This is a genomic window from Streptomyces sp. NPDC048196, from assembly GCF_040652715.1.
Classification (GTDB): domain Bacteria; phylum Actinomycetota; class Actinomycetes; order Streptomycetales; family Streptomycetaceae; genus Streptomyces; species Streptomyces siderophoricus.
The window spans coordinates 83343-96452 of the sequence record NZ_JBEZMM010000018.1 but is presented as its reverse complement, the minus strand read 5'-3'; the positions used below and the strand labels follow the sequence as shown (position 1 = coordinate 96452).

At 71.4% G+C, this 13110-nt stretch carries 11 protein-coding genes and 2 tRNA genes; 4 read left to right on the top strand and 9 right to left on the bottom strand.

All coding sequences use genetic code 11. From position 1 onward, the window contains the following. Positions 1 to 132 precede the first annotated feature (132 nt). Positions 133 to 555 carry a Fur family transcriptional regulator gene (locus tag AB0E02_RS19700; RefSeq protein WP_362141034.1) on the top strand — a complete coding sequence of 141 codons (423 nt, stop codon included), beginning with the start codon at positions 133 to 135 and terminating at the stop codon, positions 553 to 555. Positions 556 to 654: 99 nt separating this feature from the next. On the opposite strand, the gene AB0E02_RS19695 is transcribed toward AB0E02_RS19700, so the two are convergent. From AB0E02_RS19695 to AB0E02_RS19680, 4 genes are all read right to left on the bottom strand, one after another. Beyond that, positions 655 to 728 (bottom strand) — tRNA-Met (locus AB0E02_RS19695). Positions 729 to 814: 86 nt separating this feature from the next. Beyond that, positions 815 to 2674, bottom strand: coding sequence for a tetratricopeptide repeat protein (locus AB0E02_RS19690; protein ID WP_362141032.1), 1860 nt, complete (start codon positions 2672 to 2674; stop codon positions 815 to 817). Positions 2675 to 2882: 208 nt separating this feature from the next. Next, positions 2883 to 2956, bottom strand: a tRNA-Met gene (locus tag AB0E02_RS19685). Between the two features lie 119 nt (positions 2957 to 3075). Next, positions 3076 to 5967 (bottom strand): UPF0182 family protein, encoded by a 2892-nt coding sequence (locus tag AB0E02_RS19680; RefSeq protein WP_362141084.1) that lies wholly within the window; start codon positions 5965 to 5967, stop codon positions 3076 to 3078. A gap of 137 nt (positions 5968 to 6104) precedes the next feature. On the opposite strand from AB0E02_RS19680, the gene AB0E02_RS19675 reads away from it, so the two are divergent. Then, complete coding sequence (locus AB0E02_RS19675; RefSeq protein ID WP_030806246.1) at positions 6105 to 6668, top strand: PPA1309 family protein; 564 nt, start codon at positions 6105 to 6107, stop codon at positions 6666 to 6668. Between the two features lie 29 nt (positions 6669 to 6697). Here AB0E02_RS19675 and AB0E02_RS19670 read toward each other — a convergent pair whose 3' ends face one another. The 4 genes from AB0E02_RS19670 to AB0E02_RS19655 form a co-directional block, all read right to left on the bottom strand. After that, entirely contained in the window at positions 6698 to 7795 is a 1098-nt protein-coding gene (locus AB0E02_RS19670) for a PDZ domain-containing protein (protein ID WP_362141030.1), read from the bottom strand. A gap of 123 nt (positions 7796 to 7918) precedes the next feature. Further along, positions 7919 to 8110: a hypothetical protein gene (locus tag AB0E02_RS19665; RefSeq protein WP_362141028.1), complete on the bottom strand. Its 192-nt coding sequence runs from the start codon at positions 8108 to 8110 to the stop codon at positions 7919 to 7921. Positions 8111 to 8290: 180 nt separating this feature from the next. Continuing rightward, positions 8291 to 8773, bottom strand: a complete 483-nt coding sequence (locus AB0E02_RS19660) for a molybdenum cofactor biosynthesis protein MoaE (RefSeq protein WP_362141026.1) — start codon at positions 8771 to 8773, stop codon at positions 8291 to 8293. A 109-nt stretch (positions 8774 to 8882) separates the two neighbouring features. Continuing rightward, positions 8883 to 10034 carry an SDR family oxidoreductase gene (locus AB0E02_RS19655; protein ID WP_362141024.1) on the bottom strand — a complete coding sequence of 384 codons (1152 nt, stop codon included), beginning with the start codon at positions 10032 to 10034 and terminating at the stop codon, positions 8883 to 8885. 192 nt (positions 10035 to 10226) lie between these two features. Here AB0E02_RS19655 and AB0E02_RS19650 point away from each other — a divergent pair, with 192 nt between their 5' ends. After that, positions 10227 to 11693: a zinc-dependent metalloprotease gene (locus AB0E02_RS19650; RefSeq protein ID WP_362141022.1), complete on the top strand. Its 1467-nt coding sequence runs from the start codon at positions 10227 to 10229 to the stop codon at positions 11691 to 11693. Then, entirely contained in the window at positions 11690 to 12220 is a 531-nt protein-coding gene (locus AB0E02_RS19645; RefSeq protein ID WP_362141020.1) for an NUDIX hydrolase, read from the top strand. The genes AB0E02_RS19650 and AB0E02_RS19645 overlap by 4 nt, the downstream gene beginning before the upstream one ends. A 113-nt stretch (positions 12221 to 12333) precedes the next feature. On the opposite strand, the gene AB0E02_RS19640 is transcribed toward AB0E02_RS19645, so the two are convergent. Beyond that, complete coding sequence (locus AB0E02_RS19640) at positions 12334 to 13092, bottom strand: AIM24 family protein (protein WP_201801649.1); 759 nt, start codon at positions 13090 to 13092, stop codon at positions 12334 to 12336. Positions 13093 to 13110 lie beyond the last annotated feature (18 nt).

Here is a 13110-nt window from a genome sequence, read left to right as displayed (position 1 = left end):
TGCCCTGGGCTTGCGCCGTATTCGATCCTACATTGGACAATGTCTAAGTCAAGAAGCACCCGAAACTCGTACCCGATCCGGCGATGGACGGCCGCTGGTACCCTGGCACTATCTGACTGATAGGTGATTGGCATGAGTGACCTGCTGGAACGACTCCGGGGACGCGGCTGGCGGCTGACCGCGCAGCGACGCGTCGTCGCCGAGGTCCTCGACGGGGACCACGTCCACTACACCGCCGACGAGGTGCACGCCCTGGCGGCCGGCCGGCTTCCCGAGATCTCCCGCGCCACGGTGTACAACACCCTGGGCGAACTGGTCTCGCTCGGTGAGGTCATCGAGGTGAGCACGGACGGCCGCGCCAAGCGCTACGACCCGAACGCCCACCACGACCACCAGCACCTGATCTGTTCGCAGTGCGGCACGATCCGTGACGTGCACGTCCACGGCGACCCGCTCACCGCCCTCCCCGAGCCGGAGCGGTACGGCTTCCAGGTCTCCGAGGTCACCGTGACCTACCGGGGCATCTGCCCCAACTGCAGCAGCACCTCGCCCTGACGCGCGCAGCGGCCGCCGGCCTGCCGGCGGCCGCCCGCCCGGCGGGTGCGCATACGACGAAGGCCCGGATTCCTGGGAATCCGGGCCTTCGTCCTTCAGTAGCGGGGACAGGATTTGAACCTGCGACCTCTGGGTTATGAGCCCAGCGAGCTACCGAGCTGCTCCACCCCGCGTCGTTGTGCCCATACTCTAACCCCCGCCGGACGACCGGTGCAAATTCCTTTCACCAGGCCGTCCGCACCGGTCCACCGGCCCGTCGCTACGCCGTCAGCTCGTCCTGCAGGGCCGTACGCAGCCGCGCGGCGCGCTCGGCGACCTCCGGCGGGCCCGTCTCGACGGCGTGCGCGCACCAGCGCTGCGCCTCGGCCAGGGCCCCGCGGCGGGCCGCGAGCAGCGCCAGCCGCAGCGCGGCCCGGCCGTGTCCGGCCTCGGCGGCGCGCTGCCACCACAGCGCCGCCTCGGGCAGGCTCCCCTCACGGGCCAGCAGCAGCCCGAGGTTGAAGGCACCGTTCCGGCTGCCCGCCTCGGCCGCGGTGCGGTACCAGTCGGCGGCCTCGACGACGTCCCCCCGGGCCGCCGCGAACATGCCGACCCGGACCTGGGCGCGGCGGTGCCCCTGGCGGGCCGCCCGCTCGTACCACTGCGTGCTCTCGTCCTCCGCCGTACGGTCGCCGTCCGCCTGCCCCGCACCGGCCGCCGAGGCCTGGCGGTCGAGCAGGTCGGCGAGCCGGAAGGCCGCCTCCGCGCTGCCGCCGTCGGCCGCGCAGCGCAGGTTGCGCTCGGCGTCCTGCAGCCGGCCCTCCCGCAGCTGCACGATGGCCACCTGCAGCGCCGCGTCGGTGTGCCCGGCCGCGGCCGCCCGCTCGTACCAGGTGTGCGCGGTCCGCTCGTCGCCGCGACTCGCGTAGAGGATGCCGAGGTTGAACGCGGCGTCCACGCTGCCCGCCTCGGCCGCCTTGGAGAACCACGGCTCGGCCCCCGAGGCGTCGCCGCGCTGGAGCAGCAGGATCGCCAGCGCGTTGGCGGCCTCCCGGTGCCCGGCGTACGCGGCGCGGCGGTACCACTGCTCGCCGCGGCCCGGACGGCCCTGCTCGGCGCAGAGCAGCCCGATGTTGTAGGCGCCGTTGACGTCCCCGGCGTCCAGGGCGACGCGGTACCAGCGCTCGGCGGTCTGCAGTTCGCCGCGGTCGGCGTGCAGCGCGCCCAGCGCGTTGGCGGCGTTGCCGTCGCCGTCCTGGGCGGCCCGCCGCCACCATTCCGCGGCGCTCTCCTCGTCACCGGCGTCGCGCAGCAGGTAGCCCAGCGCGCAGGCAGCGCGTGCCTCACCGTCCTTGGCGGCGGACAGGTACCAGCGGCCCGCCTCCTGGACGTCGCCGCGGTCCTCCAGGAGCGCGCCGAGGTGCAGCGCGGCCCTGCGGTGGCCGCGGGCGGCGGCCTGGCGGTACCACTGCTCGGCCTCCTCCTGCTGCGTCAGCTCGCCGTACGCGGGAACCGCCCGGCGCTCGGCCTCGCGGCCGTCCTCGACGAGCCGGGCGAGGCGGTACGCGGCCTCGCGGTGGCCGCGCTCGGCGGCCGCCCGGAACCAGCGCTCCGCGCCCGCGTCACCGCGGTGTTCCAGCAGGTCGGCGAGGGCGTACGCGCCCAGGCAGTGGCCGGATTCGGCGGACTGGCGCAGCCAGTACTCGGCGGCCGGCTCGTCGCCGCGCTCGCGGTAGTGCCGGCCGAGGGCGTGCGCGGCGGCGGCGGAACCGGCGACGGCGGCGATCCGCCACCAGCCGGCCGCCTCGTCGGCGTAGCCGCGCTGGTGGAGCAGGACGCCGAGGTTGTTGGCCGCGGCGCGGTCGCCGGTGGCGGCCGCGGACCGCAGATGCGGCTCGGCGCCGTCGAGGTCACCGCGGCGCAGCAGCATCGCGCCCAGGGCGCTCATCGCGGCCGGGTCGCCCGCCTCGGCGGCCCGGCGATGGCCGGTCTCGGTCACGGCATCGGACGCCTCGGCGGCCTCCGCGGCCTCCGCGGCCTCCATCGCGTCGATCTGCAGCTCGGATTCGCGCCCGTCGTCGGGCGCAGGTACAAACCGGTCCGTCTCCAACAACCTTGCCTTGTCCCCCATAAGACCCATCGTCGCATCACCCGTAACCCGCGTACACCTGGTATACCGCAGCCAGTGAGGTCACTTCAGCGGTTTGTCGACTTCCCGACACGACGACATGTCAAACTCAAGCACACAGGTTCCCCACACGAGCCGTGCGACCCGGCTTTCTTTCCGGATCGGTGCGTACACATGACGAAGGCCCGGATCCTTGAGGATCCAGGCCTTCGACCTTCAGTAGCGGGGACAGGATTTGAACCTGCGACCTCTGGGTTATGAGCCCAGCGAGCTACCGAGCTGCTCCACCCCGCGTCGTTGTGCCGTCAATCTATCACGGTCCCGCGGGGCCGCCGGACCGCCCCGGAAGCGGCGCGGCCCCGCGGCGGCCGGTACGCACCGGCCGCCGCGGGGCCCCAGGCACCGCCGGGAGGTCAGCTGCCCGGCTTGCCGGCCTTCTGGGCGGCCTTGGCGGCCCGGTCCAGCGCCGCCTTCAGCTTCTTCTTCGCCTCGTCGTACCCGGCCAGGTCACGCTGGCTGAGGGCCTTCTCGCCCTCCTCGTACGCCTTCTCGGCGTCGGACAGCGCCTGCTGCACGGTCTGGTCGGCCGGCGGCTGCTTGCCCGTTTCACCGCCCGGCGGGTGCTCCGTTCCGGAGCTGGCCGCCTTCTTGCCGAAGACCACGTCCAGCGCGTCCTTCAGGGAGTCCTCCAGGACCGGCTTGCTGTCGCCGTAGCTCACCAACACCTTCTTCAGCAACGGGTAGTTGGTGTTGGCACCGCGCAGGTACACCGGTTCGACATAGAGCAGTCCGCCGTCCAGGGGAACGGTCAGCAGATTGCCGTACTCGATCTCCGAGTCGCCGAACTTCTTGAGGATGTTGAGCTCGTTGGCGATGACCGGGTCGGAGTTGAACTTCGACTGCACCAGCTGCGGGCCGGGCACCGGTGTCTCCGACGGCAGCTTCAGCAGCCTGATCCTGCCGTAGTCACCGCTGGTCGCATCGGCGTCGACCGCCATGAACGCGCCCAGGTTCTCCCGCTTGTTAGGCGTGAAGGTGGTCGTCAGCGAGAAGGCCCGGCCCTTCTGGTCCGGCATCTTCATGCTGAGGTAGTACGGCGGTACCGCGTTGCCCGACTTGGTGGTCGGGTCGTTGGGGATCTGCCAGCGCTCGGAACCGGTGTAGAACGTGTTCGGGTCCGTGACGTGGTACGTGGTGAGCAGCTGGCGCTGCACCTTGAACAGGTCCTGCGGGTAGCGCAGGTGCTCCTTCAGCGACGGGCTGATCGCGCTCTTCTTCTCGACCGTGCCGGGGAAGGCCTTCATCCAGGTCTTCAGGACCGGGTCCTTCTCGTCCCACTGGTAGAGCTTGACCGAGCCGTCGTAGGCGTCCACCGTCGCCTTGACGGAGTTGCGGATGTAGTTGACCTGGTTCTGCTGGGCCACCACCGCCCGCTGGCCGTCGGTGAGCGAATCGGCCGTGGTGTCCCCGAGCGTGGTGCGCGAGGCGTACGGATAGCCGTTGCTGGTGGTGTAGGCGTCCACGATCCACTTGATCCGGCCGTCGATGACCGCCGGATAGGCGTCGCCGTCGATGGTCAGCCACGGGGCGACGGACTCGACGCGCTCCTTCGGCGTGCGGTTGTACAGGATCCGCGAGTGGTCGCCGATCGCGCCGGAGTAGAGGATCTGCGGCTCCCCGAAGGCCACGGCGTAGGCCGCGCGGTTGATCGGGTTGGCGAGGCTGACGCCACTGTTGCCCCGGTAGCTGTAGCTCTTCTCGGTGCCGTCGTGGGAGTAGTCCAGCTCCTGCTGCGGACCGCCGACGATGGAGTACTGCGTGGTCTTCTCGCCGTAGTACACCCGCTGCTCGTACGGCTTCGCGCTCAGCTGCCCCTTGGCGGGCAGGCCGGACTCGGTGTACTTGGGGCCGCCGCCCTCACCGGTCTCGGTCCCCTTGGCGGCGACCACGCCGTGGCCGTGGGTGTACTTGAAGTGGTCGTTGATCCAGTTGCGCTCGGGGATGCCGGCGATGTTCAGCTCGCGCAGACCGATGACGGTGTCCTGCTCGGCGCCGTCCTGGTCCTTGTACCGGTCGACGTCGAGCGTGGAGGGGAACTGGTAGTACCCCTTGACCTGCTGCTGTTGCTGGAAGGCCGGCGAGACCACGTTCGGGTCGAGCAGCCGCATGCTGGCCGTGGCGTCGGCGTCGTCGCGCAGCCGCTGGCTGTCGTCCTTGCCGGCGGGCTTGTCATTGCCCTTGTACGGCGTGACCTCCGAACCCTGGATGTCGTACGCGTCCCGGGTTGCCTTGATGTTCTGCTTGATGTACGGCGCTTCCTTGGCCTGCTCGTTGGGCTGGACCTGGAACTTCTGCACGATCGCCGGATACAGCCCGCCGATCAGGATCGCGGAGAGCACCATCAGGCCGAAGCCGATCACCGGCAGCTGCCACGTACGCCGCCACAGGGTCGCGAAGAACAGCACCGCGCAGATCGCCGCGATGAAGAACAGGATCGTCTTCGCCGGCAGATAGGCGTTGGCGTCCACATACCGCAGACCCGTCCAGTTGTCGGCCGACTTCAGACCGCTGGACTTCACCGCCAGGCCGTACCGGTCGAGCCAGTACGCGATCGCCTTGAGCGAGACGAAGATGCCCAGCAGCACCGACAGATGGCCGGTGGCGGCGGCGGTCGCGCGCGAGCCGGGGCTGGTCAGCCGGAGCCCGCCGTAGAGGTAGTGCGTCAGCGCCGCGGCGACCAGGGACAGCACCGCGGCGGCGAAGCCGAAGCTCAACAGGAAGCGGTACCAGGGCAGATCGAACGCGTAGAACGCGACGTCCATGCCGAACTGCGGGTCCTTCGTGCCGAACGGCACGCCGTTGACCCACTGGAGCCACGTCTGCCACTCACCGGACGCGGACGCGCCGGCGATCAGGCCGACCACGGCCGCGATCGCGATCAGCGCCCACTTCTTGAAGGGCGCGACGCCCATGCGGTAGCGGTCCAGGCTCTGCTGCTCCATGGACATCGCGCTGAGCGGCGGGCGCAGCCGGTGCGCCAGCCAGATGTTGAGGCCGACGGCCACCGCCATCACGACGCCGAAGGCGAAGAACAGGCCGATCTTGGTCCACAGGGTCGTGGTGAAGACCGAGGAGTAATGGACCGAGCGGTACCAGAGCCAGTCGGTCCAGAACCCCGCGAACATCACGAAGAGCATGGCCAGCACGGCCAGCACGCCCAAGGTCATGAGCAGGGTCCGGATCCGCCGCGACGGTCGGCCGACTCTGATCCGTGGCCCGGACGGGCCTCCGCCGCGGTCCGGCATCTGGAAAGCCAAGGTGCGCACCTCGAAGTTTCGCTGTCGTGTGGAGCAGGCCCGGCGATAGTAGGACCCAGTGATGCAACTTACGAAGGCTTTACCCGGTTCCCGATTTCGGGGGTGGACAAGGCACGATGTTGAGCATGACTGACTTTCCCGGCTCTCCCGTCGACGGCACCCCCCTCGCCGCCGACCCGCTGACCCGCGCGGTACTCGAAATCGACGAGTACAGCGCCGGGCTCGGCTGGGACCAGCCCGCCCGACTGTTCGCCCTCGTCGACACCGCCAAGCTGCGCGCGCAGGAGCCCTCGCTCGCCGAGCAGCTCGGCATCGACGACACCACCACCGCTTCCCTGACCCCCGTGGAGCAGGACGAGATCCCCGCGGACGTGCCGCTGGACGAGTTCCTCGCCACCATCGCCTGGCCGGACGCCGTCACCGGCTGCGCACTGACCGTGGAACGGCTGATGCTGCCGCCGTCCGCCGAGGACGCCGAGCCCGAGGGCATGGACGAGGCGCAGCTCGCCAAGTGGGTCGCCCGGCACCCGGACCGCGAGGAGGTCCGGATGACGGTGGCCGTGCTGCGCGACGGCCGGCGCGAGTCGGCGCTGCGGCTGCGCGCGAAGGACTCCGCGTCCGAGGTGCTCACCGGCTCGGCGCTGGTGCCCGGCCTGGCCGACGCGCTCGCCGCGACCTTCGAGGGCTGACCCGGCGTCCTTCTCCGGGGCCGAACGCCCTACGACCGGCCTGCCGGGCTGCAGCTCGGCAGGCCGGCGGTGTCACCCTTGCTGATCTTCTGCAGTGCCTTGACGGCGTCGCCTATCGTGCCGACCTTGACCAGGCGCAGGCCGGCCGGGATGTCCTTGGCGGCGGTGGCGCAGTTGTCCTTGGGCGTCAGGAAGAACTCCGCGCCGTTGTCGCGGGCGCCGACCGTCTTCATCGAAATGCCGCCGATCGGGCCGACCTTGCCGTTGTCGTCGATCGTGCCGGTGCCGGCCACGAACCGGCCACCGGTGAGGTTGCCGGGGGTGAGCTTGTCGACGATGCCCAGCGCGAACATCAGCCCGGCGCTCGGCCCGCCGACGTCGGCCAGCTTGACGTCGATGGGGAACGGGAAGATGTGGTCGACGCCGGCCTGGATGCCCACGATCGCCCGGCCGTCGTCCGCCTTCTGCGTCACGAGGGTGATCTGCCGGGCGCCGCCCGCGGGCTTCTTGCCCTGCTTCTCCGCCGCGGCCGCGTCTTTGGCGGGGATGATCGTGAAGACAACCTTCTCGCCCGGCTTGTGCTTGGTGACGAGCTTGGCGACGTCGCCGGTCTGTTTGACCTCGGTGCCGTCCACGGCCTTGATCACGTCGCCGGCGTGCAGCCGTCCGTCGGCCGGCTTGTCCTTGACGACGGAGCCGACCACGGTCTGGGTGGCGACCGGGACGTGCAGCTGGCCCAGCGCGGCGGTCTTGGCGCTCTCCTGGGACTGGGTGAACTCCTCGGCGTTCTCCTGGTCGGCCTGCTCGGCCGTCTGTCCCTCGGGGTAGAGCGTCTTGTGCGGGACCACGGCGTTGTCGTGGTCGAGCCAGCCGTAGACCGCTTCCAGGAGGTTCATCCGGTAGTCGGGGCCGGTGACGCGGACCGTGGTCATGTTGAGGTGACCGGTCGTCGGGTACGTCTTCCGCTTGGCGATCTGCAGCACCGGTTCGCCGTTGTGCTCACCGAGTGTGTTGACCGTCGGGCCGGGCGACATCTCGGAGTACGGCACGGGGATCAGCACCCCCGCGCAGAGCAGCGCGATCAGCATCAGGGTCGAGGCGAGCAGCGTCGCGGTGCGGCGTGGCATGGAACGACAGTACGGGACGAGTATGACAACCGGCCCGCGGGGCCGTCCGTACGAGGCCGAACACGCGTCCGTACGCGGGCCGGCCGGCGCGGCGGCGCTTGCTACTGCGTACGGGTGAGGACCTCAGGCCGAGTCAGGGGCGGCCGGGGCGGGGTCCGGAACGGAATGCTGCTTCTCCATCGCGTCACGGAACCGGGCGTAGCCGGCGAGTTCCGCGACGTCCCCGGTCTTGCGGTTCCGCAGGGCCCAGCTGCTCCACACCGCGGCGACCAGCCCGGCACCGACCGGAATCAGCAACCAGAGGAGCGCACCCATCAGCGACCTCCCTACCCCTTGCACGACCGCAATCGACGAATAAGCAGATTAACCATCTGCCAGGTCAACGCTCACGCGAGGGGGCGGGTTACGCAACCGGAACCCACGGCACCGCTTCGCCCTCGTGTTCGAGGACGACCGGACGTCGTACTCCTGGAGACGACCGCTACCTCACGCGCTCTAAGAGGCGCCTACCCATTCCTCGGTTCCATCCACAAACGTCTGGTGTTTCCAGATGGGAACTTCGTGCTTGAGGTCGTCGATCAGCTTGCGGCAGGCGTCGAACGCCTCGCCCCGGTGCGGGCAGGACACCGCGACGACCACCGCGAGGTCCCCGATCCGCAGATCGCCCACCCGGTGGACCGCGGCCAGCGCCCGCACGGGGTGGTCGGCGATCACCTTCTCGGCGATCCGGCGCATCTCCGCCTCGGCGGTCGGGTGCGCGGAGTAGCCCAGGGCGTCGACGTCGGCGCCGTTGTCGTGCGAGCGGACGGTGCCGACGAACAGGGCGGTCCCGCCGGCCGCCGCATCGCCCACGGCGGCGAACACCTCGTCCACGGACAGCGGGGTGTCGCGGATCGCCAGGAGCCGGATCGGGTCCGCCGCGGCGCGCTCACCGGGGTGGTCGCGGCCGGGCGTCGAGGGAGAGGGCGTGCCAGACATACCCCCATCGTGCCGTACCCGGGAGCGCCGGGGAATGGCCGGATCCGCCGGGCGTCCCGGCACCGGTATGGAGACTCCTCCAGTACGCGGCCCGGTCCGGGCGCCCCGGTCAGATCCGGCGGCGGGCCTTGCGGGCGCGCCGTACCAGTGCGGCGGTGCCGAGCAGGGCGACGGTGGCGCCGGCCGCCCCCGCGGCGGTGGCGTCCTTGCGGCCCAGCCGGCGGCCGGCGACGGTGTGCCGCCCCGCGACCTCGTCGAGGAGCTCGGCGAGCACCTGCTCGTTCGTCCACTGCGGCCGCCAGCCCGCCTCGTGCAGCCGGCTGCCGCTGACCACCCAGGGGTGCATGGTGTACGCGAGGTCCCCGGCGGGCGACGGCGTCAGCCCGATCCGGTGCAGCCGGGCCGCGGCGCCCAGCGCCACGGAGGAGGGCAGCTCCATGCGCCGGATACCGGAGAGCTCCTCGACCTCCTCCTGTTCCAGCCAGCCGTCGCAGCCCACCGCCAGCTCGCCGTCGACCTTCTCCAGCGCGGCGTACTCCAGCGCGCTGACCAGGTCCTCGACGTGGCAGAACTGCCAGGCGGGCCGCGATCCGGCGACGACCAGGAGGCGGGGGGATTCGAAGTACCGGGTCAGCGCGGTGTCGGTGCCGCCGACCAGGACGGCGGGGCGCAGCACGGTGACGTTCAGGCCGGGGTGGGCGCGGGGTGCGCGGCGGGCCAGGTGCTCGATCTCCAGGAGGTCGCCGACGCCGGTGGCGTCCGCCGTGGCCCGCAGTTCGGCGTCCTCGGCCAGTGGCACGTCGTTGTCGGGCAGCGCCCCGTAGACCATGGCGGAGGTGCACAGCACCACCCGGTGGATGCCGGCGGCCGCGGCTGCGGTGAGCACGGTCTGGGTGCCGCGCACGTTGTAGGCGGTGCGGGCGGTGGCGTCGGTCTCCAGGTCGAGGTCGAGCGCGAGGTGGACGACGACGTCCACGCCGCGCAGTTTGTCCGCGATGGCCGGGTCGCGGACGTCCAGGACGTGCCACTGCGCCTCGGCGATGTCGCCGCGCCGCTCGTCGATCGCCACCACCTCCTTGACCTCGTCGGACGCGACGAGGGCGCGGGTGAGCAGCGCGCCGACCCCGGACGCGGCTCCGGTGACGGCGACGACGGGCCGGCGCAGCGGCCGGTCCGCGACGCCGGCGGGGGCGTCGTCCGTCTTCTCGGTCGGGGCGGCAGCGTTTCGCGCTGCGCGAACGGTCGGATCTGGGGAACTCACCGGGCGTCTCCAGCGGTTGTCTTCAGTGCGGGCGCGTGCTGACGCGGTCGCACCAGGTGGCGTCCATCCTGCCCCAGCCACCGGGACAGCGAAGCACCGAGCCCCGAAGCGGTCCGGGTGTCTACGCTGGAGGTGATGTCGGGCAGCCGCCGTCGGCCACCTGGCCGGCGGCCCTACGAGCCGAGGAAACCCGTGAGTGACACCCCATTCGGATTCGGCCTTCCGCCGGAGGAGCCGGAGGACGGCGACAACGGCAAGCAGAAGGGCGGCCAGGGAGGTAGCCAGGGCCCCGCGAACCCGTTCGGGTTCGGCGGCGGGAGCGGCGACGCGGACAACCCGTTCGCGGCGCTCTTCGGCGGCATGGGTGGCTCCGGCGGCGAGATGAACCCCGGCGACCTGGGCGCCGCCTTCCAGCGGCTCGGCCAGATGCTCTCCTACGAGGGCGGCCCGGTGAACTGGGACATGGCCAAGGACATCGCGCGGCAGACGGTCGCGCAGGGCGCCGAGGACGGCAGCAAGGACGCGAGCGTCGCACCGGGCGAGCGGAGTGCCGTCGAGGAGGCCGTGCGGCTGGCGGACCTGTGGCTGGACGGGGTGACGTCCCTGCCGTCGGGCTCCGCTTCGGTGGTGGCCTGGAGCCGCGCCGAGTGGGTCGAGGAGACCCTGCCGGTGTGGAAGGACCTGGTCAATCCGCTCGCCGAGCGCGTCGGGTCGGCGATGGGCGAGGTGCTGCCCGGCGAGATGCAGGCCATGGCGGGCCCGCTGCTGGGAATGATGCGCTCCATGGGCGGCGCGATGTTCGGCACCCAGATCGGGCAGGCGCTGGGCGTCCTGGCGAGCGAGGTCGTGGGTTCCACGGACATCGGCCTGCCGCTGGGCCCGGCCGGCAAGGCGGCGCTGCTGCCGAAGAACGCCGCCTCCTTCGGCGAGGGCCTCGGCGTGCCCGAGGAGGAGGTGCGGCTCTACCTGGCCCTGCGGGAGGCCGCCCACCAGCGGCTCTTCGCCCATGTGCCGTGGCTGCGCTCGCATCTCTTCGGAGCCGTCGAGGGCTATGCGCGCGGCATCAAGGTCGACACGACCAAGCTGGAGGACGTGGTCGGGCAGATCGATCCGCAGCACCCCGAGGAGCTGCAGAACGCCCTGCAGCAGGGCATGTTCCAGCCCGAGGACACCCCGGAGCAGAAGGCCGCGCTGGCCCGTCTGGAGACCGCGCTGGCGCTCGTCGAGGGCTGGGTGGACGCGGTGGTGCACGCCGCCGCCAAGCCCCATCTGCCGTCCGCGGACAAGCTGCGCGAGACCCTGCGGCGGCGCCGGGCCAGCGGTGGCCCCGCCGAGCAGACGTTCTCCACGCTGATCGGTCTGCAACTGCGACCGCGCCGGCTGCGGGACGCCTCGCGGCTGTGGGCGTCGCTCACCGACGCCCGGGGCCTGGACGGCCGGGACGGCCTGTGGGAGCACCCGGACATGCTGCCGACGGCGGCCGACCTCGACGACCCGGACGGGTTCGTCCACCACGAGCAGATGGACTTCTCCGAGCTCGACAAGATGCTCGGCGAGGCCGCCGGCGGTGGTGGGAAGACCGGACCGGGCACCTCTCCCGAGGAGGGCGACGGCCCGGACGCCGCCCCCGGCGAGGGCAAGGGCGACGACGACCGGTGAGCCTGCACGCCGATGCGGCGCGGGTGCTCAAGGAGTGGCCCGCGCCCTCGCCCGACCAGGAGCAGCTGCGGCTGGACTACCTCGACCATCTCGCCGCCCATCAGGACGGCATGTGGAAGCCCTGCAAGGACGGGCACCTCACCGCGAGTGCGCTGGTGATCGACCCGGCGGGCGGCCGGGTGCTGCTCACGCTGCACCGCAAGCTGGAGATGTGGCTGCAGATGGGCGGCCACTGCGAGCCGGAGGACGCCTCGCTGGCGGACGCGGCGCTGCGTGAGGCCCGGGAGGAGTCCGGGATAGCGCGCGGGCTGACGCTGCTGCCCGGCGGCCCGGTGCGGCTGGACCGCCATCGGACGCCCTGCGCGGTGCATCTGGACGTCCAGTACGCGGCGCTGGCGCCCGAGGGCGCGGTGGCCGCGATCAGCGACGAGTCGCTGGACCTGCGGTGGTTCGGCTACGACGAGGTGCCCGCCGTCGCCGACACCTCGGTGGTGCGCCTGGTGGAGCGCGTCCGCGCAGTGCTCTGACGGCCCCGTCAAGGACCGCTGCGGCCGGCGCCCGCCCCCTGAGGACGGGCGCCGGATCGACGCTCCCCGGACGTCAGTTGGTGAACTCGGACATCCGTTGGTGAACCCTGGCGTCAGTTGGTGAAGATGTTGCCCTGGTTGGCGCCCCGGGCGCCCTGCTGGCCCATCCCGAACTGGGCGGCCAGGCCCGCGCCGATGACGGCGTTCTGCGGCGGCAGCAGTTCGCTGGGCTGGACCAGCGCGTAGCCCTGCCCGAGGAAGCTCAGCTCCCAGCCCTCGCCGGTGCTGCCGCGCCGCCGCCAGACCCCCGAGGAGTGCGTCTGCGCCTGCATCTGGACGCGCAGCGACGCCGACCAGGCGACCACCGCATCGGCGTCGGCGTTGACGTACTTGTCGGGCGTGACCTGCAACATCAGCGGCTGGCCGGAGGTCATCAGGGCGACCTTGCCGTGTCCGGTGATGTTGAGCTGGTACTTGCCGGTGCCGGAGATGCCGTACTGGCTGTCGACCGAGACGACCTCCCAGTGGAGGCCGGAATCCAGCGCCAGCACGTAGGCGCTGTCGACGGTCAGGCCGTCGTGGTCGACATCGACGACGTGCACGTACTGGGCGAGGTTGGCCAGATAGACGGTGCCCTGTCCGGAGACCCGCATCAGGTCGAGGCCCTCGCCGGAGTGCGCGCGGGCCCGTTGCTGGCCGGGGGTGGTGTAGTTGCCGTCGAATTCCAGCAGTCCCTGATAGGCGACCATGCTGCCCTTACGGGCGAGGACGTCGTCGTGGCCCGTCAGGGCGACCCGCAGCAGCTGGCTGTTCTGCAGGGCGTAGCGGTCCTGGGTCTGGGCCTCGGTGAAGGCGAAAAGCGGACTCTGCATGATGTGTTCGGTCCTCCC